The sequence below is a fragment of the uncultured Gimesia sp. genome, assembly GCF_963972345.1.
Lineage (GTDB): Bacteria > Planctomycetota > Planctomycetia > Planctomycetales > Planctomycetaceae > Gimesia.
This window is the reverse complement of the sequence record NZ_CAXAVM010000092.1, coordinates 1-26,716: the sequence shown is the minus strand read 5'-3', so window position 1 is coordinate 26,716 and position 26,716 is coordinate 1. Positions and strand designations below refer to the sequence as shown.

Below are 26,716 nucleotides of genomic sequence, written 5' to 3'. Positions count from 1 at the left end.
GGAAACTGTCAGGGCAATCACTCAATTCAGAACAACAAAGCCCACCTGTTCATCGTAGGGGTCGACCCATGTGTCGACCCGCCTGCCGAGTATCAACCCCGTATCACACCCAATGGAAACAAAACGAAACATCCCCATCAGAAATATCCACGACGAAAACCCCAAAACCAACCACAAGAGAAAAAATGGGCAACCCCGAAAACTATTCGAATCGATCCCACCCGGCCACCACTCCTGCAGTCCAAAGATTCCCCCCCAGGCGGACGTGTTATTCATGTCAGCCCCAGGCCCTTCCGGGGTGGAGAAGACACTACCAAAACACTGCCCCAGTCGCTAAGATCGCGGAATCGCTCTGATCAGAGCCCGCGAAGAACCCTGAGCCAGCCGTAACCCACTTTGGTTTCAGGCTTTATATCACTCGTCACTTTGATCAGTCACCTGGAAAAAATCACATAAGCAGGAAGGTTGCAACCCGTATGGGCAAACAACTGATTCAAACCCATCAGTTTTCAAACGGACTGACGCTGGTCGCTGAAACCATGGACGATGTCCAGTCGGCGGCGTTTTCCATTCTGGTCCCCAGCGGCAGTATTTACGATCCCCCCAACAGGCGTGGCACCGCCAGTATCCTCTCTGAACTGATTACCCGTGGCGCCGGCCCGTATGACAGCCAGCAGCTCTCGTGTGCCCTCGACGATCTCGGCGTCCAGCGTCACGAAGGCATCACCAGCGGACACATCACCTTCAGCGGGGCGACCCTCGCCGGCAACCTCTCGGAAACCCTCAAGATCTACGGCGAGATCCTCAAGAACCCGCATCTGCCCGAAAACCAGTTCGATGCTGCCCGCGCCGGAATCGCGCAGGCGCTGCTCTCCGTGGAAGACGATGCACGGCAGAAAGCACTCGTCGAACTCAAGCGGCACGCCTTTCCCGCTCCCTGGGGACTGCCCAACGACGGGGAACTGGAACACCTGGAGTTCATCACCGTCGACGATGTCCGCGCCCTGTATGACGCCTGCTTCCATCCCAACGAAACCATCATCGGAGTCGCCGGTAATGTCGACTTCGAACAGGTCAAACAGATCATCGAAGAACTGTTCGGCGACTGGAAAACCAGCAGCATCAGCGAAGAACCCGCTATGGTCTTTGCCGACGAAAACCGGTTCTTCACCGAACAGGATACCACGCAGACACACCTGGGCATCGCTTACGACGCCGTCCCGTACGGCCATCCCGAATATTACGCCGCCTGGGCTGCCGTCGGCATCCTGAGTGGCGGCATGAGCGCCCGGCTGTTTACTGAAATCCGCGAGAAACGCGGGCTGTGTTACACGGTTTCCGCATCGCTTTCCGGCATGCCCGGGCTGGGCCGCGTGCTCTGTTATGCGGGCACCACTTCGGAACGCGCCCAGGAAACCCTCGATGTCACGCTGCACGAACTCACGCGCCTGGGTGACGGCATTGAAGAATCGGAACTCGAACGCTGTAAGGCCCGCGCCAAAAGCTCGCTGATCATGTCGCAGGAATCGACGTCGTCCCGCGCCAGCTCGATTGCCCGCGACTGGTTCTATCTCAAACGCATTACCACACTCGACCAGATTAACGACGAAATTCAGCAGCTGACCACCGACCGCGTGTTGAACTACATTCACGCCCACCCCGCAGCGAATTTCACCGTCTTAACGATCGGCCCCCAACCATTAGAGGTTCCCAGTGATATTTCATAAAGCACAATTAGACAACGGCCTGCAGATCATCGCCGAGCTCAACCCGAGCGCGCACAGCCTGGCCATCGGTTACTTCGTCCGCACCGGTTCCCGCGATGAAACCGACGCGGTTTCCGGCGTGAGTCACTTCCTCGAACACATGGCGTTCAAGGGGAACGAAAAATATTCCGCCGACGATGTGAACCGCATCTTCGATGAGATCGGCGCCAACTACAACGCGTCCACCAGTGAAGAAATCACGCTCTTTTACGGCTCCTTCCTGCCCGAATACATTGAGACGGCGATGGAACTGCTCTCCACGCTGATCTATCCCACGCTGCGGCAGGAAGATTTCGACATGGAGAAGAAAGTGATCCTGGAAGAGATCGGCATGTACGACGATCTGCACAGTTTCACCGCGTATGAAAAAGTGATGCAGGCCCACTTCAAAGGGCATCCGCTGGGGCAGAGCATCCTGGGTTCGGTGCAGTCGATCACCGATCTGACCGCCGAACAGATGCGCGACTACCACGCGAAGCATTACCTGGCCGGCAACCTCACGCTGGCGATTGCCGGCAATGCCGACTGGGACCAGATCCTGCAGCTGGCCCACAAACTGTGCGACCACTGGCCGGCAGGGAAAAGCGACCGCCCGCTCGACGAAGCGCAGCCGCAACCGGGCACGCAGACGATCATCGAGAAAAGCATTCAGCAGCAGCACCTGATGCAGTTGGGTCCCGCCCCCGCGGCGCAGGACAAGCTGCGTCTGCCGGCGGAAGTGCTGTCGGTGGTGATCGGCGACGATTCCAACAGCCGCCTGTACTGGAAGCTGGTTGACACGGGCCTGGCCGAATCCGCCGAGATCGGCTTCAACGAATACGACGGCAGCGGCACCTGGCTGACCTACCTCTGCTGCGACCCCGAGCTGACCGAGGACAACCGCAAGCTGATCCAGCAGATCTTCGACGACGTGAACCAGAACGGCATCACCCAGGAAGAACTGGACCGCGCCCGCAACAAGATCGCCTCAAGACTGGTACTAAGAAGCGAACGCCCGATGGGCCGCCTGTCGTCCTTAGGCGGCAACTGGGTCTACCGCGGCGAATACTTCTCAGTCGCCGACGATTTAAAACTCCTCAACAACATCACCCTGGCCGACATCCAGAAACTCCTGGAGAAATACCCGCTCGGGTACAGCACAACAGCAGCCGTAGGGCCGCTGACGAGTGTGGTGGAGTAGGGGTTTTAACTATATCGGCAACCAATGCCATAATGAACATCTTGAATAGGTAAAAACCAATGATGGAATCTTTCAAAAACATGGTCATATCTTTCAAAGAATCCTTAACAGAGCGAACAAGTAATCCTCTTGTTAGCTCGTACATATTTTTCATACTAGCCATGAACTGGAAAATATTGGTTATTCTATTATTTGGGGAAGGTGATATTAGTGATCGAATGAGATTAATTGAAACTCACAGTTATCATGCAGCAATAACTTTGATCGTCCCCCTCGTTCTTTCTATTCTTTACGTCTTCTTAATGCCCAAAATAAGCCTTTATATTCAAATATTCCAGGAAAAAACTCTCACAGAACAAAAGCAAAGAAAAATAGACAACGAGCTTCAACTTGCTACTGCTAGAAAAAAAATTATCGAAGAAACAGTAAGTGCTGAACAGGTTCGAAATAGAATTAAATTAGATTTGAAAGAACGCGAAGCGGAAATCGACGAAAAAATAAAAAACGATGAACATCAGAGAAAGTATGATTTGTTAAACCATGAACATAATATTGAGATCAGAAGAGTTGAACTCGAACGAGATGAATATGAAAGTCGGAATCAAAATCTCATCAAAGAAACTAAAACATTAAAATCTGAAATTTCTAGACTTATAAAAGATAACAATAACCTGAACCTGACCATTTCAAAATTCAATAAGCAAATTTAGATCTAAATATTTTTTTGAAATACTATTTTTGAAGTTTATGATTCCAGCAACTTTTCTACAAATCAGATGAATTGAATTATTACAAATGTGAAGCTAATGATAATATTAATCATCAGCTATATTGGCCACACTCACAAGACCACTCAGTTTTTACAACTTTAGTTTTTCATCATTTACTTTGTTATTTAGAAAAATCGTCTTTGTAGTAGGATGTTCTGGCCCTAAGCTCTCATTCAGTATTTCCAGTGCCTCTTTATATAATGGTTTGGCTTTACCATATTTTTCTTGGCTTCGATAAAGATTTGCCAAATTATTAATTGCGCTACCAAGATCAGGATTTATTTCTCCCTGCTCATATTTCGTACGAAGCAATCGTATTGCTAGTTTAAAGTTCTTCTGGGCTAATTGATTTCTCCCCTTCGTTTCATAATAGGCAGCAAGATTACTTAAAACGCTTGCGACTTCTCTACTCTGATCATCGTGCGAGCGCATAATCACAAGAGCCTTTAAATACAATTGTTCTATTCTATTGTATTTTTCTTGATGATCCCAAACCTTGTATAGCAGAGCAAGATTGTTGTAAAGGCTTGCTAGCATCAAATCATTCTCAGGAACGTTTTGATTTTCAACAATATCAATCGCTTGGATGAATAATGGCTCTGCATCAAAATATTGTTGTGTTCTTCTATAAAGCATAGCCAGATTATTTAGCGAAACGACTACTTGATCAATTGCTTCATCTTTATCCAAGTCTTTTTCAACTAATGAATTTGAAATCAATAAGGCTTGATGATAAAGCGGTTCAGCTAATTTATATGCACCTGTATAAAAAAAATACCGTCCTAATTTTCCCAATAAACTTGTACTTCGACTTGTAACTATCAGATTTTTATTTACATATTCAGCAGCAATCAAACAGTGGGAAAATAATTGAAATGCGACTGACCTGTTATCATAGTCAGTCCATGGATAAATGCACTCAACCACATTAATAACCTGCTCCTCTAATTCTTTCACTTCCTCAATCGAATTTGCCTGTGTTTTCATAACCTCTTGAACAATTCGATGAATGCTGAATCTTTCTTCTCCAGGTTCAATATTGATAAGTGAATATTTTGAAAGTGGTTTTAATAATTTTGCAACTCCCAGAATTGGATCAATAGCTTGTTCCAGAACCTCTTGAATCGAATTATTTAAGAAACTAGCTCCTGCTGTTATTGTATTGTAGGGGATAGCGTCTGGTGCAAAATATGAGCAGAAACGTAGAACTTCGACTGCAGCTGGCAACTCATCTTCTACTGCCTGGAAATTTAGTAACCATGTTTTTTGTACTGTTTTCGCATAACCACCCAAGACAGGTTTCTGCTCTTCCAATAGTTCTATTCTCAAATTTTTATAAAGTTTCAAGTATCTTTTAAATGTGATTGCTGTTTCTTGGATATAAGCTCCCGCCTGCTCCAAAGCCAAAGGTAATCCATCTATTTCTATAGCCAGTGCTCTAGCATATTTTTCTTCCGTCGAATTTAGCTGCCTTGAGACTCGCTTAATTAAAAAATCATTAGCCTGATCAAGGGTGAGTTTTTTTATCTCAAGCGATTCTAGAATCCCGAGTCGCGTAAATGAATTTGCTCTCGAAGTCAGAATTACATGTCCCTGAAATTGAACCGGCAAAAAAGATTCAAGACAATCAGGTTTGTCCGCATTATCAAATATCATCAACCAGTTTTTATTTAGACCCATCCAATTCTTAAATGCGTGCTTTGCCGTTTCAACTTCGTTCTCATCAAATGAGACTTGAAGCTTATTACAATATCCAACATAGCTATTCAGAATCGTAAGTGACGGATCAGTTGAGGAGTGAGGGATAGATTCATCGGTATCATCGGCCATTTGAATCCAGAATACATAATCATATTTTTCCTGATAACGATATGCATATTCGACCGCAATTTGTGTTTTCCCAATTCCACCTAATCCATGTATGGCTTGTGTAAGTGCTGTTTTATTATTGGAAGTAAGTCGCTCACGCAGATCTTTCAATTCTTCTTCTCGACCTGTGAAGGCGGCGTTTTTTCTAAAGGGAACTTCAAAGATTCTTGCTTCAATATTTTTTAGTTTTTTTTTGAAGCAACAGCACGAATACCTGTGGCAACATCGGTAAATGCTTCGTCTTTACTATGCCAACTAGATCCTGTAACTGACTTACCATCTTTAGGTAATGCTTGAAGCTTTCCATAAGGAGCGGAGTGCCAATCACAGTCTCTTAAGATGACCGGAATTACAACGGCTTCACCGGCTTTGTGCCGTTCTAGAGCCCGAGCCATCTCTTTTTTATAACAATAATCAGAAGCATTGAAGCTGGAACTGATCAACAGCAATATGATATCAGCTTTTTCCAGATTTTCATCGATTTCGTCTTCCCATTCCTCACCACCAAGAATCATCCGATCATTCCAATCACTGATAATCCCCTGATTTCTCAGTAACGAAAGATGTTTATTCAACTCTATACGCAGTTCTTCATCTTCGTGAGCGTATGAATAAAAAAGACTCCTCGGAATAAGATTAGAGCTAGCTTCAGTCATTGAAAATGAGCCTCTGAACACAATAAACGAGATGAAGACAAGTTTTATCAATATTAAACCATCAACCCGGTCTTTTGTACACAAAAGAGATCCATTATCCTTACACTAGAACAGAATGAGCAATCAATACCGGCTACTGAATCATGCCTTACCTTAGGTGGCTTACCTCTCAGAACACAAAAAGTATTTGGTTTCTCTACTACTTCTGCTTCTCCGGCAGCAACTCAGCCGGGATCTGGTTAACCAGCTTTTCGGCTTTGATCTGCTGTAGACGTTTCAGCTCCGCCTGGACGTCATGGCCCAGTTGCTGGCGGCGTTTGAGGATCTGGATCTCCAGGGGGAGAATATTCACGAAGTAACTCTCCGCGTCGGCGGCACCAATCTTTTTCTCTGCCGCGAGCATCCAGTTCAGACATTTAATCTGCTGCTCCGTGTAGGAGAGGTTCTGATTTGCAATCAGCCATTTCTTCAGACCGCCGGCTTCAGCAAACGGTGATCCCTCCCAGACAGGCTTGGGGTGCGACTTCCCATCCCGGCCCTGGCGGGCATAGCCATATCGAGAATAATCTTTGGGTCGGTCCTGCAACTGGTACACCATATTCCAGTAACAGGCATCGCCTACTGCATGTTCGAGGTAATGATTGCGAAAGTAGACGGAAGGACGTTCATCGTCCAGATGTTCCATTAACACCGGGAAAGCCAGTTCTTTGTATTTGAACAGCTTTGAATAGGCGTCGTAGCAGAGATCCCTCTCTTTTTCCAAGGCTTTCTTATTTTTGGGGTCGATGCTCTCATCGAACACCAGCTGCTCGATCAAGGCGCGAATCTGTTTTTCCTGTTGCGGCGTTGCTTTCGGTTTTTGCTGCCGAATAGTGGCTGCCTGCTGTTTGACGGATTGTGCCGGAACCGATTGACTGCTTACCGCCTGACGTTCTTCGGGAGGGGCAGCCGTCGTCTGGTTCAGCACGAACGGGCATTGCGTTACACAAAGCAGACAGACTGCCAGCAAAAGCGGGGTACAGGAACGTTTCATAATTCTGATCTCCATTTCATGAATGAGCGGTTCTACCCATCATAAAACTTCTCTGAACGACAGTCCAGAGGAAGGAGGATTTCCGACCGCAGATGCAGAAACACTATTCAGAGCAATCACCCGAACAAAACACACATTTCATCGGTGATTGTGTGGGACAATTCCCATTGCCTGTATCATTTATAATATGAACAGCCCGACTTCCTCCGCATATTTCATGGATCGAACTTTGTAGCGAATTTCTTCCCAATGGGTCCATTCCTGACGTCGTATAAATTAAATAATCAGGTTTGGAATAAGCCAGTGCCGCAACAGCCAGAAAACAGCGAGGGTTTCCGGCATTGTAAGTGAGGCGTTTGTGAACCGGAACAGGCAATTGAGCCATGATATCCGCTGCCGTTTTTCGCGAACAACCTGCCGCACCTGAAAACCAGCCCACAGACGATTGCGGGATAAAACGATTCCACCACACCGGGCGTGGGGTAAAACTATTGGCAAAGACAGCAGTCTGCCCTGAATCACGCAGCTTCTGAACGAGCTGCTCGGCGATCGTAAAAACATCGGCACGTCCAATGTGACAGCAGAGCGCGGTCTCATTTTGTTCGAGATGACAGAGAATAGATGTCACGCAGGAGATTTCCGAACTCATGTCCACACCCCGGCACTCGTTGCAATAAAACAGATGATTCTATTCTCATTGTACTAATCCCCGCTGACACCCGCAAACACATATTCCACCGGCTGACCTTCTTCAAACACAGTCAGATAAACGGCGTGCCAGCGTGTGCAGAGTTCGTGCAGCTTGCCGGACTGTTCGGCTGACTGGATCATGGCTCTGGTGGGCCGGGTGGTGCCGAACAGGGTCTGGAGCTGGTCGTCGCTGAGAGGAGTCGCGGCGCCCCATTGCGGGGTGGGGGAGATGTGCTGGATGTCGAGGATCGAATGTGTGCCGGCTGCGGCGCACTGTGCCAGCAGTTCATCGATCGTGGCGGGGGGGGGGCTGCTGCTCTCCAGGTCTTCCCGGGCGGCGAAGACGAAGCCTTTCTTGTCGACCTGTTCGAGCAGCCGGCCGACATCGCGGGTCTGCTTCTCGGAATCGCTCGCATCAAAGCCCAGGCCTTTGAGTGCCTGGTCCAGTTCCCGGCTGATCTGATGCAGTTTCTGCAGATCACTGCTCGGCGGCGCAGACTTCGACTGCCTGGCGGGGGTCCCGTCGACCAGGTCGCCGGGCAGCCTGAACTCGCGGCGGTCAAACACCGTTTGACGCAGCTGCTGCAGACTGAAATCCACATCATGAGTATACGTACAATAATTTAGCCAACCGGTCGCTGCCATCTGTGTTTCTCCGTGTATATTACAGGCCCGTGCACGAAAACGACACTTGATTCATAAATACCCATCTATAAATCGGATTTCAAGATCTGATCTACGGAAGTACAGAGAATTATTGAATTTATTGCGCCCACGAAACAGGACACGGCCTATAAAGCAATTACTGAAACAGGGCCGCTGCCTTACGGTCGCGTGAAGCTTCGACAGCCGGCTGACATCGTTCAAAGCCCGAACAGCCTCGGACTGGCAGATCTCGAAACCCCCGCTGGCAGCCTGATTCCCATATCGATCAGACTTCTTTGATGAATCTACAAGAAAAGTCACATATTGCAGTGTCTTTTAGTTAGCTTTCCTTAGATAATGGTGCCCACGCTCACCAACCAAAAAATCCATCCCTCGTTTTAAAAGCCTTCCCGATACTCCCCGACGTAATTCCTGGTTTCTTTCTCGCAAATCAGTCCTCTTAAAAGCCTGGTTACATGCGGGTCAGATTGTTTCCCGATTTCTGTTCGTACTCCGGTGTTTACCTCGCCAACAGGAATCCTGATTGAAAGCGATCTTGACGAGATTCGCGCTCTTATTTTCTGATTATACAGCAATAGAGAGGTCTCAGATGACAAATCAAAAATCCCGTGGATTCACCCTGATCGAATTACTGGTGGTCATTGCGATCATCGCAATTCTCATCGCTTTATTACTGCCCGCTGTCCAGCAGGCACGTGAAGCAGCACGTCGCAGTACCTGTAAAAACAACTTAAAACAGATTGGTGTGGCGTTACACAACTATCACGAATCGCACAGTACTCTTCCTTACGCCACTGCAAATCCTGGCGGTTGTACGATGCCGGGCACCCCGGCACCGACGGTGACAAACCATACCGGATACATCCAATTACTGCCTCTCATGGATCAGGCACCGTTATATAACCAGTTGAATCTGAGTGCTGCTTCCGGCGAGTTTAATTCGATCGGAGGAACTCTTGCCGGTGGCGGAGCCGGCGCTGCGATCTCCAGCGGGAATGCTGCTCTGGCTGAGAATATCATACCGGGTTTGCTTTGCCCGTCTGATGCTGGCGGCAGTGTTTTGCCTTATGCCAGTACATCCTATGGTTCGGGAACCAGTGGATCTGCCAGAACCAGCTATGGGTTCAGTGTGTCAATCGGTCATGATACAGGCGGTTGCAATCTCTGGAGTTCAGAAGCGCAAACCAGTCGTACCATGTTTGGTTTGAATTCAAACTGCAAATTCCGGGATATTACTGATGGAACCAGTAATTCAGTTGCGGTCTGTGAGACCGCCCTGGATTTTGATGATGGTGAAGGGCTTACCTGGGCGGCTGCATCCCATGTCGGACTGGGGACCAATCTGAAATCGGCCCAGGGGATCAACGAATTTCGCTGTTGCTCCTGGCAGTCTCCTCCGTGGCAACGTGCCGCAGTTTTTGGACGTCTGGGCCAGTACAATGATCCGGGAAGCAGTCATGTTGGTGGGATGCATGTACTGATGGGAGACGGTGCAGTCCGCTTCCTCAGTGAAAACATTGATACGACCACCCGCACTTATCTTGCCAATATTGCAGACGGTCAGGTACTGGGCGAATTCTAGCCTGGATGCAGGTTTTCGCTATCGTCTCCAGCGGCTTCAGAGCCGAATAGTTCAGTGCAGGAGATGCTCCGGTAAACGGGGTGTGCTCCCAAATGTTCTTTTTGCGTCTGATATTTCCATGAGGGAATATCAGACGCACGTTTCTAAATGACGTCACCAATTAATCATTGAGATATCAGGATAATAATACATGAAATTTTCAGGCTATTCTATGATTGTGCCCTGCTGTATCTTTCTGTTGATGACTGGCTGTTCTGGAGGAGCGCCTGAATTTTCTGAAAAACTGACGCCTGTCACCGGCACCGTCACAGTGAATGGGAAACCAACACCAGGCGTGGCAGTCACGTTTACTCCGGAAGCAGGAACAAGTGGCACGGGTGGGCATGCTGTCACCGATGAGCAGGGTAAATATCAAGTTTTACACCGCACTGACCAGGCGGGAATTCAGCCGGGAAAGTATCTGGTCACATTCTCTAAAATCACTCAGAAAGATGGTACTCCAATCCCTGAGGGTAAAGGGCTGGCCGATGTGGACTGGATGCAGGGCATCCCACCCCAATACAGCAAAGCAGAGAATTCCAAAGTCAAAGCCGAAATAGCAGAGACTCCTGCCAACATTGATTTCGAGCTGAAATTCTAGATCACAGCACATCCGGGAGTCGCGGTGGAGTCAAAATTGCCGATCGTCTCTTGCCATTAACAGATTTCGCAGGCAGGTTTCCCCACTGCTCAATGAGCAGATGTGCGTGAGATTCATCTCTGCTGAGGCGGGTGAAATCGGGTAAGATCGGTCTGGTCATTTTTATTTCCAGACGTGGGGAGGCAACAGGAAATGTTCCACCAGAGATCGGTTGAGAGGAAGTATGGGGAAGGGCGTCGCGGCGTCAAGACGCTCTGGCGCGAGAATGGCGCGGAAGTGGCTCTGCGTGCGGAAGAATCAGTGTGTATCAGAGCGTTACTGCGTGAAAACTGGTACAGAAAAGGACGATTCTTCGCCCCTCGCACAGGGTTTCATCGGCAAATTTGCCTGAAACAAGGGACTTTCATAGTGCCGATTTCTCCAGGGGAACAGATCTGTCGTATTCGTAAAACCGGACTACGCGCGCGACGCTTAGCGATGCAGTTTCTCCAGCGCCCTGCAGGCGTCAAGAGGAATTCTGGGCAGTGGATTTTCGACAGTGAATCGATGATTTTGCTGAATCGATTTTCCCGTCGTGGAATTCTGATATGATACGAAGGCAGGAGGCGATCACCATTTTCTGTTTCCTCCATGGCTGCCTGTATTTCTGTTTTCTCTTTTCAGGATGTGCTTACACATGGTTTTTCTACGAACAGGAATCATCTGGTTGGTGTCGTTCCTGCTGCTCTGTCTGGTGGGATGTGGAAAAGCGAATGAGGAGGCACAGGTGCGTCAGGAATCGAAAAGAGAAGTGAAGCCGGAGATCAAGCGATTTCACCAAGTGGTTAAAACGGGGACACTGGCTGAACTTCAGCAGGGATTAGAATCGGGGATTGACGTCAATGCAGCGGGTGAAAATGGAATGAACGCTTTAATGATTGCATTGAAAGCCAAAGATCTGGAGAAGATGCAGTTACTGCTGGCCCGGGGGGCGGACCCTGAACTGACCGACGATTATAACGCGACGGCCCTTGATTATGCAGTGAGCGAGGACTTTGCAGCGGGTGTGCAGGAACTGCTGGCACGGGGCGTGGACCGGGGCTATCATCCCAAATACCCACTGAAGAAAATTGACATTGGTGAGGATATATTCGATTTCATCAAGATTAATACGCCGGAAGAACTTAAAGGAGAGATGTCGGAGGAAGAGTGGCTTGAGTCGTTCGAAGAGACGAAAGCCCTGATGGAGGAAATGGGACAGAACCCGACGGTGGAGCCTGCGATTGTCGGTGTTTACAGTGTGGAGGTGTTAAAGTTGTTCCTGGCAGCCGGCGATGATCTGAGCCTGGCTTCGCCCGAAATGAAACGCCTGCTGATGAAGCTGGACGAGAAAGCCGGTTTCCAGGCAACTCCTGCTGAGTATCTCAAGTATAAATCGCCGCGATATGGGACGGCGAATCCGGAGCAGATGGATAACCCGTTCTGGTCGGACATGATCCAGCTCGGCTGTAACGCCTACCAGGCACGCGAGCATTTCCAGGATGATTCGGCATTTGAGAAGCCGGGAGTTGTGTGGTGTGCTGATCGTTTCGGTTCTTCTCTCACACCTTTAAAGGATGGACGCTATGTGCAGGTTGGTGGTGAGCATGAAGATTATTACGACCCGGACTTTTATATTTATAATGATGTCGTGATTTATGATGGCAAAGGGGGCTTTCAGATTCTGGGTTATCCGAAAGACGTTTTCCCGCCGACCGATTTTCATACCGCGACACTGGTTGACGACACGATTTATCTGATCGGCTGCATGGGGTATTCGGAACAGCGAAAGCCAGGTTTCACTCCCGTTTACCGGCTGAATACGGACTCGTGGAAAATCGAAGCGGTAAAAACTTCAGGAGAGATGCCGGGCTGGATTTCAAATCATCGTGCCCGTTATGAGCCGACGAAGAATGTAATTCGAGTCGAAGCGGGAAAACTGAGTATCTTCAACGAAGAGCAAGAACCTGATATGGCTGACAATCACAGTGAATATGAACTGGATTTAACCACGTTCGCCTGGCGGAAGCTGCAGTGAAACGGGTCGGATTACTCGATGATTTCACCCAGTTCGCGGAGGTGATCGAAGGTGAACAGGCCGGTGTTGTGGCCATCGCTGAAGGTGATGCGGTAGGCGTAGTTGCCGGCGAGGCTCATCTTATCGACGTTGACGGGCTGCGCTTCGAGGGGGGTGAGGATGGGGAGTTTGACCGGGTCGGCGGCGGCCTGTTTTTTCTCATTGCGACAGGTGACGCAGGGGCAGGCTTTGCGGAGTTCTCCGTAAGTGTACCGCCGACGCTGGCCGTCATCCCAGCCGATGAGCAGGGCGTTTTCGCCTTCGAGTTTTTTGAGTTCAATCGGTGTGGGAGCCATGGCGTTGTGTTCTGTTTGACAGCGGAAAAGAGAATTCTCTGGAGACGGCGACTTGACTGTAATGGGCGAGCCGGGAATGCTCAAGCCTGCTGACCTGATTGTCAGCGATCTTTTCGCGAACATTTGTCAGCAAGGATCACAAGCGCCAGGGCTATGAAGCCACTATAGAGACACCATTGGGAAATATCATGTATCCGCTGCGCCCAGGCGAGTTGCTTTGCAAGCTCTGCCGGGGTGGGATATTGATCAGCGTGCGAGTAGACCCAGGCATAACTGCCGTGCCCGGCGAATGAGCCAAACAGAATGGTTACCACCACCAATGAAGTCAGAAACGGGTAACGCGATTTCATAGAGGCATTGTCCAGCGAAATTCAAAACCAGATTTTCCGATTCAATTTCAGCGGACTGCGGTTCGATCAGACTGGCTCAGGGGAACGATATAATAATTCCTCGAAGGTTTCTAGCTCAACAATTCCTGCACGACATTTCCATGTACGTCCGTCAGACGGTAGTCACGTCCCTGGAATTTGTAGGTGAGCTTTTTATGATCGATGCCCAGGCAGTGCAGGATTGTGGCATTCAGATCGTGGACGGGCAGGGGGGTTTCGGTGATGTTATAACTGAAGTCGTCGGTCTGACCGAACGTCATTCCCGGTTTCATTCCGCCGCCCGCTGCCCAGACGGTGAAGCAACGCGGATGATGATCACGTCCGTAATTGGTTGCCGTCAACGTTCCCTGGCAGTAAACGGTGCGACCAAACTCACCGGCCCAGACGACGAGTGTGTCTTCCAGCATGCCCCGCTGTTTCAGATCGAGAATCAGGGCGGCCGTCGCCTGATCGGTCTCGCCCGTCAGTTGCCTGATTTTTGTGGGCAGGTTGAGATGATGGTCCCAGCCTCGATGATACAGTTGAATGAAGCGGACGCCACGCTCTGCCAGACGCCGGGCCAACAGACAGTTGGCGGCATAGGTGCCCGGTTGTTTTGCCTGTTCGCCGTACAATTCAAAGGTCGCGGGGGTCTCTTGCGACAGATCTGCCAGTTCGGGGATCGAAGTCTGCATGCGAAATGCGAGTTCGTATTGCGCGATGCGGGTCGCGATTTCAGGATCGCCTTTCTGCTCCAGGGAAAGCCGATTGAGTTCACCCAGATCGTCAAGCATTTCGCGTCGGGCCTGCTGATCGATGCCGGGTGGATTGGCGAGGAAGAGAACCGGATCGCTGGAGCGGCGGAACTTGACTCCCTGATGTCGTGTCGGCAGAAAGCCGCTCCCCCAGAGACGGTCGTAGAGTGGCTGACCTCCGTCCCCCGAAGTGAGCGCCACGAACGTGGGCAGATCCCTGTTTTCACTTCCCAGTCCATAAGAGATCCACGATCCCATACTGGGCCGACCCGCCTGGATACTGCCGGTCTGAAGAAACGTGATTGCAGGATCGTGGTTGATGGCTTCGGTATACATGGATTTGACAACGCAGAGCTCATCGGCGATCTTCGCAGTCTGTGGCAGGAGTTCGCTCACCCATGTGCCGCTGTGACCGTGCTGAGCGAACCGGTACATTGAGGCAGCGATGGGAAAACTTTTCTGACCCGACGTCATACCAGTCAGTCGCTGTCCGCGGCGGATGGAGTCGGGGAGTTCTGTTTTATGAAACTTTTTGAGTCCTGGTTTATAGTCGAACAGATCCAGCTGTGAGGGAGCACCGGACTGACTGAGATAGATTACCCGTCTGGCTTTAGCCGGAAAATGCAGACCACTGACTGGCGTAGCGTTTTTTTCTACAGCTTGAGACTCCTGCAACAGTGAGGCAAGAGCCGCCATTCCAATACCGGCTGTGTTTCGACGAAGAAACGCACGCCGATTATGAGTCAAGGCAAGTTCGTCTGTGAAATTCAGCATGAGTTATTCCCGGTTGATCGTTTCATCCAGATTGAGAATCAGACTGGCGACGATGGTACAGGCAGCAAGTTCTGCGGCATCGTATTGCTGATTCGGTTGTGACTCTCCGACGGAGAGCAACTGCTGCGCCGCCTGGGTGTCTTTCTGGAAGCGACTGTGACTGCGTTCCATCGCGTTGACTAAAACTGGTAATTCACGTTCATTCGCATCGCGGGCCAGGACCAGTCGCATGGCGTATTGGATTCTTGCAGCCGGAGACTGTTCGTGGTACTCGAGCATCCGTTCGGCAAGCTTACGGGCCGCTTCAACATAGGTCACATCATTCAGCAGGCCCAGCGCCTGTAAAGGTGTGTTGGTCCGCGACCGCTTGACGATACAGGTTTCGCGTGAAGGGGCATCGAATGTTGCCATCGCCGGTGGTGGGACGGTACGTTTCCAGAACGTGTACATGCTGCGGCGGTACAGGTCTTCGCCGGTATCCGGTTGATAAAGCTGACTGGCGATTTCTTTCCAGACGCCGGCAGGCTGATAGGGTTTCACTGAGGGGCCACCGATTTCTGCATTTAACAGACCGGAGGTAAATAAAGCCTGATCGCGAATCAGTTCGGCTGGCAGACGGAGCCGCGACGCATGGGCCAGCAGCTGGTTTTCCGGGTCTGCCTTTAATTTTTCCGACGTCACATGTGAAGACTGTTGGTAGGTGGCAGACGTGACGATCAACTTTTGCAGGTGTTTGACATCCCAGCCGGAATGAATAAATTCCAGCGCCAGCCAGTCGAGCAGTTCCGGATGCGTGGGCCACGATCCCTGTGAACCGAAGTCTTCGGTTGTTTTTACAAGGCCATTTCCGAAATACATCTGCCAGAAACGGTTGACGATCACGCGCGCGGTTAAAGGATTTTGTGGATCTACAAGCCAGCGGGCCAAACCAAGCCGATTGCGTGGTTGCTGCTCTGAGAGTGTTCCCAGGCTCGCGGGAATATTCGCAGAAACCTGTGCGCCGGGCTTGTCATATTCTCCCCGCATGAGCACGAACGTTGGCTGAGGCTGCTTTCGATCCTGCATGATCATGCTGGTGGGAAGGCTGCGGTAATACGACTCGCGATCTTCTTTGAGCGTCTGCAAATCCAGAAAAGCCGTACGGTAGATTTCCGGTGAGTGAAATGCCAGAAAGGAACGCTGTATCTTCAGACGTTCTGCTGCGGAACGATCAGCGGCAGGAATCTGGAGCAGCCGCTCCAGGGGTTCCCTGACGAAATTCAACGTCACCCATTCCTGTGACTGGCGGGTTCGATAGATTTTCAGGTCGTCCAGCAGTCCCAGGAATAAGTCATTTTCGTGTTCTGCACCAAAGTGAAGGGGAGAGGGAAACGAAAATCCTCCCGTCAGGATATTCAATTTCACTTCGAGGTCCCAGGGGGTTCCGTTGACATACAGTTGAAAGTCTTCTGCCTGTGAATTGCCGGCGTAGGTCAACACGATCTGCGACCAGCTGTTCAGATTCAGTTTTCGTGTTGACTGCAGTCGAATCGCATCATCCAGCCAGCGAGGTCCCATATTGATTTTCAACTGTCCCTGGTCCAGTGCGATTTGAAAGCCGCTTTCATCCTGAGCGGGGGTCAGCGATGCCAGCAGCGTGCCAGAGAGTTGAGCGGGCTTAACCCAGAACACCAGTGAGAAAGGATCCTTATCACTTAATACCGGTTTCTGCTTTGTTGCCAACTGCTGCCGACCATTGAGGGAGAGGGCCTGGCCTGCGATTCCCGGTTTGAACTCCGGAAGTTTTGCATCAATGGACTGCTCTTCGCTGATCAGATCGCTGGAAGCGTTTGTCTTCTCTGCATAAAAGTCTTTAGTCTGTTTGCCGATAACCTCAAGCCTGACCTCGCCGTCAAAGGGGATGTGATACGCCAGATGTTTTTCAGGAAACGATAATTTGAGATCGGCTGGTGAGTGTTGCTGTTCCCAGGCTTTCTGGAGCTGTTTCAGTTCGGGCTCAGCCGCTTTCAAGAATTGCTCCCGCTGTTGAATTTCGTGATCCATGCTGGAGAGTTTCTGTTGCTGTTCTTGTGTCGGTGCTTTGACGAAGGGCACGGCATTCCCGTATTTGATCGCGCGACCGCGTTCGGGGATGTTATTGAAAAAAGCGATCAGCTGGTAAAAGTCTTTCTGTGAAATCGGATCATATTTGTGGTCGTGACAGCGGGCACAACCGACCGTCAGACCCAGCCAGACTGTTCCCGTTGTCTCTACCCGGTCGACTGCATATTCCAGCAGATATTCTTCAAAGATGATGCCGCCTTCCGAATTCGAACGATGATTGCGATTGAAACCGGTGGCAATTTTCTGATTGAGGGTCGGTTGGGGAAGTAAATCACCGGCCAGTTGCTCAATGGTAAATTCATCAAATGGCTTGTTGCTGTTGAAAGCATCAATCACCCATTCACGCCAGCGCCACATGTGACGTTCGCCATCGGTCTGATAGCCACTGGTATCTGCAAAACGGGCCGCATCCAGCCATTCCATCGCCATGCGTTCGCCGTAATGAGGTGATTTCAATAAACGCGCTACCAGAGTCTGATAAGCGGTCGAAGTGTGATCATGAAAAAAGGCATCCTGTTCGGCGATCGTCGGTGGTAATCCGGTGAGGTCGAGACTCAGGCGACGGATTAAAGTAGCACGATCTGCCGGAGGTGCTGGAGCCAATTCTTCCTGTTCCAGGCGTGCCAGGACGAAAGCATCAATCGGGTTTTGCACCCAGTCTGGCTGTTTGACTGCGGGAATCGCAGGTCTTACTGGCGGTATAAAAGCCCAGTGTTTCTGCCAGCGTGCCCCCTGGTTGATCCACTGCTGAATGGTGGCGATCTGGACTGCGGTAATCTGTTTTTCCGACGAGGCAGGAGGCATGTGCAGATCGGGATCGTCAGAAATCAGGCGGGAGAGCAGTTCACTCTCATCCGCTTTGCCGGGAATCACGACACCTGGAATTTTTGCAGTACCCAGCAAACCGCTCTGCAGATCAAGTCGCAGGTCGGCCTTCCGCTGAGAGGAATCGGGACCATGACATTGAAAGCAGAGATCTGAGAGAATGGGACGCACATCACGGTTGAAATCGAATTCCCTGGCTGACAGAGAGCTTGCTGACGACATCAGCAGGATCAGCACACTCGCCCAGGATACCCGTCTCCCCATTCGCAGCTTCATCACAGCAGTCTCCGTGTCGATACGTCTGATTAAGAGATGACCACATTCTACCGCGTCGTTTGAAGCCGACATTGTAGCATGCGTTTTCAGCCATCGCCATACCTGAAGCGGGGCAGGAGATCTGAAATCTGCTGCAGGTCATTCGGTCTTCTCTTTTGATTCCTGCATTTTCTGCAAAACATCAACCGCGTGCTGTAACGCTTTTTGAGCCTGGGGAGTTGAAAGGTCAAACAGATAAATCGAATAACCGGCCTGTCCCACGGGTTTGATGCTTCGAAAACCGGCAAACGGATCTCTGGCTTGTGTATACAGGCCCTGAAGATAATTCGCGGATAACGCCAGGTAGTTCCATTCATCTACATTCTCAGGAAGTTTCTGGCGCATATCGAAAGCCGAAATCCCATAGCCTTGTGGACTCCCGGTTCCAAAATAATACAGAAGACAGCGTTCTCGGTCTTGCAGCGGAAGCTCATCCAGACGTGCCTTGAGAGCAGGCAGATCCTGTCCCCAGTCCAGATTGGAATCGAGCAGATAGAATCTTCCGGCAGCGGGTCCGCCGATACTGTCATTGAAGTAGGACAGATAATTGGGCTGCACGGAAGTAATTGAGATAATCTGCAGGCAGATACAGAGGGAGCCAAAAGTGTAAAGCAACCAGGCACGAAAGTGAAACCAGCGCCAGATCTGATCGACCGTAAACAGAAACAGGAGTGGATAAAGTGTGAGCAGGTAACGTTGCCCCAGGTTCAGTCGACTGGTCAAAGCCATTCCGAGCAGCATTCCCCCTGCCAGCAACCAGATCAGTGGGGCATGACTGGTCGGTTCGCCAGTCTCGCTTTGTCTGTCGGAACTCTGATCTATCGGCGGAATGTCTGCTGCACGATGTCGGACTGTTTTCCAGGAATCAATCAGCAGATAGCAGGCTAAGCAGAATGCGATCAGTGTGTAGAGCAGTTCGACGGGTGTGCTCTTCAGGCTCCAGGCAACAGGGAAATAATACCACCAGCCATGTTCTGAAACGGCTCCCATCAGGTAAGCATCATGGCCTCCTGCATTATGCAGGAACTGAAACAGGATGCCGGCAAATGGAGCAGGGCGTTTCAATGTATGATGTGAGATTTCCATCACCTGCCGGGCGACAGGCCCTCGCCCCAGTAGACGTACCCAGGCGGACTCGTCGGGCGTTTCTTCATAGGAAACGGTTTTCAACGGCCCCGTGAAGCAGAATAGATGAAAGGCCCAGGTGAAAGGGATCAGCATGACCAGAAAGAGGATACATTTCCGGAGTATCGGTTTCGACAGAGACCAGATGTTCGGCACACTGGTAGACTCCGGATGCAGGAAGACAGTCAGAGTTATTACAATCAGCGTACAGGGCAGCAGGAATATGCCTGAGTACTTTGTGGAAATTGCCAACGAAACGGCAAGCGACAGACAGCAGAGATTTCGGAGAGTGGGCTCTTTCGCATAGCGGGTTAACGTTCCCAAAGCAATTAATGAAGTCAATGTGAAGCAGGCATCCGTGGTAGCCAGAGAGAAGTGAGCTATCATTGTCGGTGAAAACGTTATTAAAGCTGCCCCCAGAAATCCAGCGGCAAAACCTCGACGCAGGAAGAGCCAGCAGTAAATCAGCAGCATCGTCGGAATACCCACCAGGAGCGAGTTCAAGAATCGGGCCTGTTCGATTAACGGAGGGTCAGTCACTTCTCCCTGCCAGGCGTCCTGACGAGGTTCGCCACCTGCCCGCCACGCGACAGGCAACCAGTACAGCAGAATCGGTACGGGGGCCACCCCCGCGCCACAGATCCGTTCATTCAGAGATCCCTGATGAACCGTAGCTAAAGCGGAACCCAGAAAATAGGTTTCATCATAAGTCGGGCTTTTTGAAGATTGAAAAGCGGTCGTTTGAGCGAGAATGATGCTGGCAAAAAGCAGAGGCGTCCCCCAGACCAGGAACTGCCAGCCTCTCGTTTTGAAACCTGTTTCTTTGCTGATTTGCGTGCGCACAAATACAAACTCAATGAGAAACCATGCAAAAACCGACGTCTGTAGAATAAGCCAGCTCCATAATCACTCCTGTGGCGGAAATTCCAGCCAGGAGAGTATTATAGCATGACACTCGCAGCTCGTCCTCTGTTTTTTGTGGCCTTCCTTCGCTTCTTGACTTTCATTGACGTGAGCCATAGACTCGGGATTTGCTGTTCAACGTCCCCTCCCTAACCGGTATTGTACTTGCTCTAGAGACTGCTGCATGTCCCGTCTGGTGCGTTTGATTCTGATACTGCTGCTTTTCATTTCGATTCCCGGCATGGTTTATGCATGGTTGATGCCAGTGGAATATTTTCAGACATGGATGATGAAACGGGCCAACCCGGATCAATACTCTCAGTTTGCCGCCCACGAACAGGGGCAGGCATTAACAGTACTACTGCGAATTCTGCTTCCCCTGTTTGCACTTCTGACGATCACGGGATTCTTCTATTACCAGCGGGTTGTCGTTCTCGCCGATCACAGCTGGCAAACGTTGAAACGCTTGACATCGCTGCAGCATGCGGGACGAACGAGCCTGCTTCGGTTTCTGTTAATCAGCTGGTTCATTCTGGGACTGGTCCATTTTGCCAAAGGTGTTAACCGCCGGATCGAAGACTGGCCCTGGTACCATTTTCGGGCCGGCAGTGAGATGATGCCCAACATCAGCGATTCCAACCGGGATGTAATTCGCTTCGTAAAACAGGCCACAGCAGAGGATGCCCGCATTCTGGTATTAAGTGACCAGAAGCTGTTTTTTTTATCTTATTACCTGCTGCCACGAAAACTGTTTCATCCGCTGCATCCGGAGAGCGAATTTGTGATCCCGAAAGAATTCCAGCAACGCCAGCTGAAAGCGTATCGTCTGTCCGATCTCGACTCTGAATATCTGGAGCAGATCGCTCCCGACTATATTCTCGAATATTTTGAAGGGGGAGACTATCTGGAGAAAGATCGTCTTGAGGAAGACCCGCACTGGATCCAGTTTATGCAAAGTCAGTACGGTCCTGATTATGAGCCGACTTTTAATGTCCGTTTAAGAAAATATCAGCAACCCGAATCGCAAGCCGAGGGTGGCCGACAGAATCAGGAGGCGACTCCTTGACCGACCTGTTACTGGTTCTACTGTCTGTTGCAGGAATCTGGGGCGTGGGGCTCGCTGCGGCCCACGTGCTGCTCAGTTCCCTGCTGCGGTCGACTCAAACACAGACCTCGCTGACGGAGCTGCTGGGGCTCGGGCTGGTGTTCGGATTTGGCACCACAGCTTTCTTTTATTTCCTCTGGGGCTGGGTCGGGGGAAGTTATTCATCCACCGTTGCCTGGTCGTGGATGTGCTGCGGGCTGTTGCTCGGTCCAGTCACTCTCATCCGGCAATTCCGTAACGCTCGAACGGTAGCCAATGCGAGTGATGCTTCTGCCACGGATGATGATTTCAAAAAACTTTGTCTGGGAATTCTGCTGTTCCTGTGTTTGTCCACTGTGATCCAGTCACTGATGACTCCGCAGCGATTCTGGGACGAACGCGCCATATTCGGGCTCAAAGCGATTGTTCTTTTCCAGGAAGGAACACTGCAAAACGAGGCCTTGCAGCATCCTGATTTTGTGCAGTATCACCCGAAATACCCGTTATTAATTCCACTCAACGAGACCCATTCTTACCTGCTGCTGGGGGAAGTCAACGACCGCTGGTCTAAGATCATGTTTCCGCTTTTATACCTGGGAATGCTTCTCTGTTTTCAAGGTGTATTACAGCGTACCACTCGACAGTCGGCGCGCGCCTGGCTGTTTACCCTGATGCTGGCGACCGTGCCTAGCATGATTCCCTGGGAATATGGCTTTTTATCGGGCCAGGCCGATGGTCCCATCGCCTGCTTTCATACGATCACCCTGCTGTACCTCTGGAGTTATCTCACAGAATCGAAAAAATCTGCTCCCGATCCTGCGGTTCTCAAAACTCTGCCGCTCGTCGCAGGATTGTCCGCCGGGATGACAGTCTTTACCAAAGACGAAGGGATTGCCTTTTTCCTGATCGACCTGATCGCCGTTTCAATCGTTGGGCTGCTGTATTTTCGTGGCAGACTGCTAACCCTGGCTTTTTCTGTCGGCAAGTTCGCTTTGATAACGCTGCTGTTTATTGCTCCCTGGTTGCTGTATCGCAGGCATCTGCCGGCAACAACCGAAATGGCATACTTCAGCAGAATGCAGATCACGAACCTGTCAGAGGGAGTCGCGGCACTACAGTGGGCCGTGACTCATCTTTTGCAGTGCATGTTCCTTGAGGCATGGAGCTGGGGATTGCAATGGTGGGCATTGATGATTTCCCTGTTTGCATTTCCTGCCAGAGCACTCCAGCCTCAGCAGCTGTTTCTGTTGCTCAATCTGACAGGAGCGCTCGCGGCATTGATTATCGCCGGCATGATTGCCCCCACACCAGTGCAGGAACACATCGGTGGATCCAGCCTGCGATTCCTGTTGCAGATTTCGGGTGGCGCGCTGCTGTTTATTGCCGGTCAATGGATGGAAGAGTCCCCGTAAAGGGGAGTGATTCCGGTTATGTCAGCCGGAACAGTTCTGGCGATACCAGCGAAAGAGCTGTCGAAACGGGGGAGTGAACTGCTTTTCGTCTTCTGCCAGCATCCGGTCTATACGGGTGAGTTCAAAAAACTCCCCGCGTTCAATTTCCACAGGATCAAAGGTAAACGGTCCATCAGAATATGTCCGAAACAGCACGGTATGCTCGTAGGCATTGTCTGGAGTTCCCGGGAATTTCTCGAGCCATTCCAGCCGGGTATCGATGCCGATCTCCTCCTGCATTTCCCGCTGGGCTGATTCGAGATAATCCTCCCCGGCGCTCAAATGACCGGAAGCAGATGAGGTATAGCAGTGGGGATACTCGTCTTTGGTGGCAGAGCGGAACTGTAGCAGTAATTCGCCTTTGGAATTGAAGACGAAGACATTCGCAGCCCGATGCAGCAGTTTGCGTGCATGGACGACAGAGCGGGGGAGTTGTTCAAGAACCTGATCCTGCTCATCAACGACATCAAACAGTTCTTCGGATTGCATAAGAACCAGGCTTCCAGAAGAAAATCGGAGTTAACCGCCCCCCCACAGGACAGGGATGCGATTTGTGGATCTCACAGCTTTCGCTTCAGCGCACAGGAGATCGTCAGAGTGTACTCAACCAGTACAAAACAGCGGGACCTGGAAAGTCTCCAGTTTTACTGTATCGTCTCCAAAACCATTTAAACCGAGTATAATAGATTGGGAGAGGCTATGGTAAAAGGTGAGTCACTCTAAATTGAGTTCTCGGAGAAATAGCTTTCTTCGAAACTTTCCTGTCCATCGCCGTCGTAGTAGCTGACGACATAATTCGCCATGCCAATGGTGAGGATGTCCCCTGGATAAAGTGGGGCTTCATGCACGACGGCTGAATTCACAATCGTACCATTGGTCGACTCAAGATCCCGAACGCGAACGGCATTATTATGGAATGTCAACTCGCATTGATGTCTGCTGAGCATGGGATCCAGGATGCGTAATTCGCAGCTGTTGCTTCTCCCCAGAACGACTGGCAGTTCTTCGGTACCAATCTCAATGTCCGGCAAATCAGGATGATCGCTGATAAGATGAACTTTCATAGGGTGAGCCTTTAAGGTCAGGGGCAGAATCAGAACCATTGTGACGATTCATCCAGTTCTGCCATTGGGCGGGTCAAATTGGGGTAGGGTCAAATGGGGATGGTAAAGGTACTACAATACAACGATTTTACATCCGTGAGTACTTATGCGTAATTCTACAAACAAGATACTTCGTATGCAATGGGAAACCGTAAAAAGATAGTAAAATCTGAATTTCCCTCAGAATACGGTCAATCGAAGATTCCCCTAATAGCGTGGAATCTGGGATTTCAGCCTGTTTTCTGAGCGGAGGTCCCGCTTTTCAAGGAATTCCAAACCAAATCCCTCCACAGCAATGGTAAAATTCAGTCGGGCCATTAGTTACTGAAAACCAACACTGACAAGCATTCATGATCGAGAAAGGTCAAAATCGACGATGGGGAACTTTGTAGGCTCATTTATCCTGCTGCAGAAAACCGTCGATCAGAAAACGCACTGGTTGGCTCACTGGAATTACGAACGTCAGGAATTCATGTTGCCGGGTGATAAGAAACGACCTTACGAAACTTTTCAGCACTGCCTGATTTCAGAACTGGAAAAGTCATTCGAACTGGTGCCTTTTGAGGATTTTATCCTTTCACAGGAACCCATGGCTCACCTGGCTTTCAGTGAAAAATCGACGCTGGAAGATTCATCTGAACATTATATTGTCGAGCTGTTTGATTTCCAGGAACTCAACTCGGCAGCCCGGAAGCTACTCGAATCTGATCTGCGGAACCGCTGGATCAGCGACCAGGAAATCGAAGTCGGCTCCACCACAGATGGTTTTCCGGTCTCGGAACTGTTTCGTTCACTCTACTACAAAGCGAACCTTGCCAGGCGGCTCTCCTGATCTCTCCAGCCTGCCAGTCTCTCCTGCCCGGTACAACAGTTAAACTTCCCTCCGCGAAATGCTTCCCGACAATTGATTCTCCGACGAACAAATAGTATTATTTTTATCTGAGATCTGACTATAATACTGTTTATAGTCGAGGGATCGAAACGTTCTCGCAAGACGCGATTCAAAGCACTGTTCGTTTTACTTATTTCGGGCCGAGCATTTTGCCCGGATCCTTAACCTTGGAGAGATCGATGAGAAACCTCAAATCACTGACTATGCTGGCAGGCGTGCTGGCTTTGACCTGTTCCCTGAGCCTTGCCGGGCAAAGCGATAAAAAATCTGTTCCCCCCGTGTTGGATCACACAGTGAAGACGCTGGAAGGGAAAGAGGTCGATCTGAGCAAATACAAAGACAAAGTACTGCTGATCGTCAACACTGCCAGTAAATGCGGAGCCACTCCCCAATACAAAGATCTGCAGGCCCTGCATGATAAATATAAGGATCAGGGACTGGTCGTTCTGGGCTTTCCCTGCAATCAGTTTGGTGCACAGGAACCAGGTTCTGCAGAGCAGATTTCCGAGTTTTGCAGCAAGAATTACGGTGTCACTTTTGACATGTTCAGCAAGGTTGACGTGAATGGCAAAGATGCCGATGCGCTCTATCAGTACCTGACCTCGAAAAAGACGAACTCCAAAACAGCCGGTCCTGTCAAATGGAACTTTGAAAAGTTTCTGATCAGCCGCGATGGCGAAATCGCTGCCCGTTTCCGGACCCGCGTCAATCCGCAGTCGGAAGAAGTCACGACCGCAATTGAAACAGAACTGAAAAAGAAATAATCAAATCCGATCTCTACAAGCGGGGATGCATCCCAGGGGGATGCGTCCCTTTTTTTATTTAAGTGACTGCTATGAATTACAATTTTTTCGCACCACAACAGATTTGCTTTGGCTGGGGACGCTTTCAGGAAGTCGGAAAACTGGCGGCTGCGCTGGGGACACGGGCTTTCATCATCAGTGGTTCGCGCTCGCTGGAAGCATCCGGGGTAATTGACGAATTACGCCAACTGCTGTCCCAGGCTGATATCAAAAGTGAGTTTATCCGCACGATTTCCAATGAACCCGAAGTCGCAGACGTGGATCAGGCCACAAAGCTGCTCAGAGACTCAAAGGCCGGTGCAGGGGACTTTCTGATTGGAATCGGCGGTGGTTCCGGCATTGATCTGGCCAAGGCGACCTCTGCAATGATCACCAATCAGGAAAGCGAAACCGTTGTGGATTACCTGGAGGGAGTCGGACGGGGCTTGAAGTTAACCGCAGCGCCGCTCCCTTTCCTGGCGATTCCCACTACGGCGGGAACGGGCAGCGAAGCGACTAAAAATGCCGTCATCTCAAGTTATGCGCCACCTTTCAAAAAAAGCCTGCGTGCCGAGCAGATGATACCCGACATCGTGCTCTGTGATCCTCAACTCGCCTGTTCGGTTCCCCCGGAAATCACCGCCCGTACGGGAATGGATGCCATTACACAGTTACTGGAAAGTTATATCTCGTGCCGGGCACAGCCGATCCCACAGGCACTCTGTCTGCAGGGGCTCAAGCTGGCGATCCCGGCATTGCCTGAAGTGGTCGAGAATGGAAACTCCCGCAACGGTCGTGAAGCAATGGCTCATGCCGCGTTACTCTCAGGGATTGCCTTAGCCAATTCCGGCCTGGGGATGGCTCATGGGGTAGCTCCCGCATTAGGAATCCACTGCAGGATCTCTCACGGCCTGGCATGTGCCATGATGTTGCCCGCGACGTTGAAAGCAAATCTATCGGTTCGACAGCAGGAATATACCACGATCTACAGGT

The 26,716-nt window shown here is 50.4% G+C and carries 24 protein-coding genes; 12 read left to right on the top strand and 12 right to left on the bottom strand.

Annotated elements, in window-relative coordinates:
- The 4 genes from AACZ40_RS16130 to AACZ40_RS16115 all read left to right on the top strand — a co-directional run.
- Positions 1-390 (top strand): hypothetical protein (locus tag AACZ40_RS16130; protein ID WP_339675011.1); only part of this gene is annotated, 390 nt, incomplete at its 5' end.
- A gap of 86 nt (positions 391-476) precedes the next feature.
- Entirely contained in the window at positions 477-1,727 is a 1,251-nt protein-coding gene (locus AACZ40_RS16125; RefSeq protein ID WP_291170671.1) for a pitrilysin family protein, read from the top strand.
- Positions 1,714-2,946, top strand: a complete 1,233-nt coding sequence (locus tag AACZ40_RS16120; RefSeq protein ID WP_291170670.1) for a pitrilysin family protein — start codon at positions 1,714-1,716, stop codon at positions 2,944-2,946. The genes AACZ40_RS16125 and AACZ40_RS16120 overlap by 14 nt, the downstream gene beginning before the upstream one ends.
- A 59-nt stretch (positions 2,947-3,005) precedes the next feature.
- Positions 3,006-3,656 carry a hypothetical protein gene (locus AACZ40_RS16115; RefSeq protein WP_291170668.1) on the top strand — a complete coding sequence of 217 codons (651 nt, stop codon included), beginning with the start codon at positions 3,006-3,008 and terminating at the stop codon, positions 3,654-3,656.
- Positions 3,657-3,806: 150 nt separating this feature from the next.
- Here the strand turns inward: AACZ40_RS16115 and AACZ40_RS16110 are convergent, their stop codons facing one another.
- From AACZ40_RS16110 to AACZ40_RS16090, 5 genes are all read right to left on the bottom strand, one after another.
- Positions 3,807-5,696, bottom strand: coding sequence for a tetratricopeptide repeat protein (locus AACZ40_RS16110; protein WP_291170666.1), 1,890 nt, complete (start codon positions 5,694-5,696; stop codon positions 3,807-3,809).
- 71 nt (positions 5,697-5,767) lie between these two features.
- Positions 5,768-6,325 (bottom strand): toll/interleukin-1 receptor domain-containing protein, encoded by a 558-nt coding sequence (locus AACZ40_RS16105; protein ID WP_339675007.1) that lies wholly within the window; start codon positions 6,323-6,325, stop codon positions 5,768-5,770.
- A 115-nt stretch (positions 6,326-6,440) separates the two neighbouring features.
- Positions 6,441-7,274: a hypothetical protein gene (locus AACZ40_RS16100; RefSeq protein WP_291170662.1), complete on the bottom strand. Its 834-nt coding sequence runs from the start codon at positions 7,272-7,274 to the stop codon at positions 6,441-6,443.
- 103 nt (positions 7,275-7,377) lie between these two features.
- Positions 7,378-7,923 (bottom strand): hypothetical protein, encoded by a 546-nt coding sequence (locus AACZ40_RS16095; protein WP_291170660.1) that lies wholly within the window; start codon positions 7,921-7,923, stop codon positions 7,378-7,380.
- 53 nt (positions 7,924-7,976) lie between these two features.
- On the bottom strand, positions 7,977-8,609 hold the full coding sequence (locus tag AACZ40_RS16090) for a hypothetical protein (RefSeq protein ID WP_291170658.1): 633 nt from the start codon (positions 8,607-8,609) through the stop codon (positions 7,977-7,979).
- 610 nt (positions 8,610-9,219) lie between these two features.
- Here AACZ40_RS16090 and AACZ40_RS16085 point away from each other — a divergent pair.
- From AACZ40_RS16085 to AACZ40_RS16075, 3 genes are all read left to right on the top strand, one after another.
- Positions 9,220-10,212: a DUF1559 domain-containing protein gene (locus tag AACZ40_RS16085; protein ID WP_291170656.1), complete on the top strand. Its 993-nt coding sequence runs from the start codon at positions 9,220-9,222 to the stop codon at positions 10,210-10,212.
- 190 nt (positions 10,213-10,402) lie between these two features.
- On the top strand, positions 10,403-10,852 hold the full coding sequence (locus AACZ40_RS16080) for a carboxypeptidase-like regulatory domain-containing protein (protein WP_291170654.1): 450 nt from the start codon (positions 10,403-10,405) through the stop codon (positions 10,850-10,852).
- A 676-nt stretch (positions 10,853-11,528) separates the two neighbouring features.
- Positions 11,529-12,908, top strand: a complete 1,380-nt coding sequence (locus AACZ40_RS16075) for an ankyrin repeat domain-containing protein (protein ID WP_291170652.1) — start codon at positions 11,529-11,531, stop codon at positions 12,906-12,908.
- A gap of 11 nt (positions 12,909-12,919) precedes the next feature.
- Here AACZ40_RS16075 and AACZ40_RS16070 read toward each other — a convergent pair whose 3' ends face one another.
- The 5 genes from AACZ40_RS16070 to AACZ40_RS16050 form a co-directional block, all read right to left on the bottom strand.
- Positions 12,920-13,243, bottom strand: coding sequence for a DUF971 domain-containing protein (locus tag AACZ40_RS16070; protein WP_291170650.1), 324 nt, complete (start codon positions 13,241-13,243; stop codon positions 12,920-12,922).
- A 101-nt stretch (positions 13,244-13,344) separates the two neighbouring features.
- Positions 13,345-13,593: a hypothetical protein gene (locus AACZ40_RS16065; RefSeq protein WP_291170649.1), complete on the bottom strand. Its 249-nt coding sequence runs from the start codon at positions 13,591-13,593 to the stop codon at positions 13,345-13,347.
- Between the two features lie 110 nt (positions 13,594-13,703).
- On the bottom strand, positions 13,704-15,140 hold the full coding sequence (locus AACZ40_RS16060; RefSeq protein ID WP_291170647.1) for a DUF1501 domain-containing protein: 1,437 nt from the start codon (positions 15,138-15,140) through the stop codon (positions 13,704-13,706).
- A 3-nt stretch (positions 15,141-15,143) separates the two neighbouring features.
- Positions 15,144-18,416: a DUF1553 domain-containing protein gene (locus tag AACZ40_RS16055; RefSeq protein ID WP_339675003.1), complete on the bottom strand. Its 3,273-nt coding sequence runs from the start codon at positions 18,414-18,416 to the stop codon at positions 15,144-15,146.
- A gap of 66 nt (positions 18,417-18,482) precedes the next feature.
- Positions 18,483-20,351 (bottom strand): glycosyltransferase family 39 protein, encoded by a 1,869-nt coding sequence (locus AACZ40_RS16050; protein ID WP_291170643.1) that lies wholly within the window; start codon positions 20,349-20,351, stop codon positions 18,483-18,485.
- Between the two features lie 244 nt (positions 20,352-20,595).
- Here AACZ40_RS16050 and AACZ40_RS16045 point away from each other — a divergent pair, with 244 nt between their 5' ends.
- Complete coding sequence (locus AACZ40_RS16045; RefSeq protein ID WP_291170641.1) at positions 20,596-21,477, top strand: hypothetical protein; 882 nt, start codon at positions 20,596-20,598, stop codon at positions 21,475-21,477.
- Positions 21,474-22,907, top strand: coding sequence for a hypothetical protein (locus AACZ40_RS16040; RefSeq protein WP_291170639.1), 1,434 nt, complete (start codon positions 21,474-21,476; stop codon positions 22,905-22,907). Before AACZ40_RS16045 ends, AACZ40_RS16040 begins: the two co-directional genes overlap by 4 nt.
- Positions 22,908-22,928: 21 nt before the next feature.
- Here AACZ40_RS16040 and AACZ40_RS16035 read toward each other — a convergent pair whose 3' ends face one another.
- Together AACZ40_RS16035 and AACZ40_RS16030 are read right to left on the bottom strand one after the other, a co-directional pair.
- Positions 22,929-23,435 carry an NUDIX domain-containing protein gene (locus AACZ40_RS16035; RefSeq protein ID WP_291170638.1) on the bottom strand — a complete coding sequence of 169 codons (507 nt, stop codon included), beginning with the start codon at positions 23,433-23,435 and terminating at the stop codon, positions 22,929-22,931.
- 230 nt (positions 23,436-23,665) lie between these two features.
- Positions 23,666-24,010 (bottom strand): FHA domain-containing protein, encoded by a 345-nt coding sequence (locus AACZ40_RS16030; RefSeq protein ID WP_291170636.1) that lies wholly within the window; start codon positions 24,008-24,010, stop codon positions 23,666-23,668.
- A gap of 415 nt (positions 24,011-24,425) precedes the next feature.
- On the opposite strand from AACZ40_RS16030, the gene AACZ40_RS16025 reads away from it, so the two are divergent.
- The 3 genes from AACZ40_RS16025 to AACZ40_RS16015 all read left to right on the top strand — a co-directional run.
- Entirely contained in the window at positions 24,426-24,881 is a 456-nt protein-coding gene (locus tag AACZ40_RS16025) for a hypothetical protein (protein ID WP_291170634.1), read from the top strand.
- A gap of 239 nt (positions 24,882-25,120) precedes the next feature.
- Complete coding sequence (locus AACZ40_RS16020; RefSeq protein WP_291170632.1) at positions 25,121-25,705, top strand: glutathione peroxidase; 585 nt, start codon at positions 25,121-25,123, stop codon at positions 25,703-25,705.
- A gap of 71 nt (positions 25,706-25,776) precedes the next feature.
- Positions 25,777-26,716, top strand: a 940-nt coding sequence (locus AACZ40_RS16015) for an iron-containing alcohol dehydrogenase (RefSeq protein ID WP_339674998.1), incomplete at its 3' end; no start/stop codon positions are given.

What these genes read in the sequence shown, in the direction of transcription:
- AACZ40_RS16055 (WP_339675003.1), bottom strand. Translation starts at nt 18,416, where the DNA reads ATGTCGGCTTCAAACGACGCGGTAGAATGTGGTCATCTCTTAATCAGA.
- AACZ40_RS16030 (WP_291170636.1), bottom strand. Translation starts at nt 24,010, where the DNA reads ATGAAAGTTCATCTTATCAGCGATCATCCTGATTTGCCGGACATTGAG.
- AACZ40_RS16115 (WP_291170668.1), top strand. Translation starts at nt 3,006, where the DNA reads ATGATGGAATCTTTCAAAAACATGGTCATATCTTTCAAAGAATCCTTA.
- AACZ40_RS16045 (WP_291170641.1), top strand. Translation starts at nt 20,596, where the DNA reads ATGTCCCGTCTGGTGCGTTTGATTCTGATACTGCTGCTTTTCATTTCG.
- AACZ40_RS16125 (WP_291170671.1), top strand. Translation starts at nt 477, where the DNA reads ATGGGCAAACAACTGATTCAAACCCATCAGTTTTCAAACGGACTGACG.
- AACZ40_RS16025 (WP_291170634.1), top strand. Translation starts at nt 24,426, where the DNA reads ATGGGGAACTTTGTAGGCTCATTTATCCTGCTGCAGAAAACCGTCGAT.
- AACZ40_RS16020 (WP_291170632.1), top strand. Translation starts at nt 25,121, where the DNA reads ATGAGAAACCTCAAATCACTGACTATGCTGGCAGGCGTGCTGGCTTTG.
- AACZ40_RS16100 (WP_291170662.1), bottom strand. Translation starts at nt 7,274, where the DNA reads ATGAAACGTTCCTGTACCCCGCTTTTGCTGGCAGTCTGTCTGCTTTGT.
- AACZ40_RS16090 (WP_291170658.1), bottom strand. Translation starts at nt 8,609, where the DNA reads ATGGCAGCGACCGGTTGGCTAAATTATTGTACGTATACTCATGATGTG.
- AACZ40_RS16085 (WP_291170656.1), top strand. Translation starts at nt 9,220, where the DNA reads ATGACAAATCAAAAATCCCGTGGATTCACCCTGATCGAATTACTGGTG.
- AACZ40_RS16080 (WP_291170654.1), top strand. Translation starts at nt 10,403, where the DNA reads ATGAAATTTTCAGGCTATTCTATGATTGTGCCCTGCTGTATCTTTCTG.
- AACZ40_RS16095 (WP_291170660.1), bottom strand. Translation starts at nt 7,923, where the DNA reads ATGAGTTCGGAAATCTCCTGCGTGACATCTATTCTCTGTCATCTCGAA.
- AACZ40_RS16070 (WP_291170650.1), bottom strand. Translation starts at nt 13,243, where the DNA reads ATGGCTCCCACACCGATTGAACTCAAAAAACTCGAAGGCGAAAACGCC.
- AACZ40_RS16075 (WP_291170652.1), top strand. Translation starts at nt 11,529, where the DNA reads ATGGTTTTTCTACGAACAGGAATCATCTGGTTGGTGTCGTTCCTGCTG.
- AACZ40_RS16035 (WP_291170638.1), bottom strand. Translation starts at nt 23,435, where the DNA reads ATGCAATCCGAAGAACTGTTTGATGTCGTTGATGAGCAGGATCAGGTT.
- AACZ40_RS16060 (WP_291170647.1), bottom strand. Translation starts at nt 15,140, where the DNA reads ATGCTGAATTTCACAGACGAACTTGCCTTGACTCATAATCGGCGTGCG.
- AACZ40_RS16065 (WP_291170649.1), bottom strand. Translation starts at nt 13,593, where the DNA reads ATGAAATCGCGTTACCCGTTTCTGACTTCATTGGTGGTGGTAACCATT.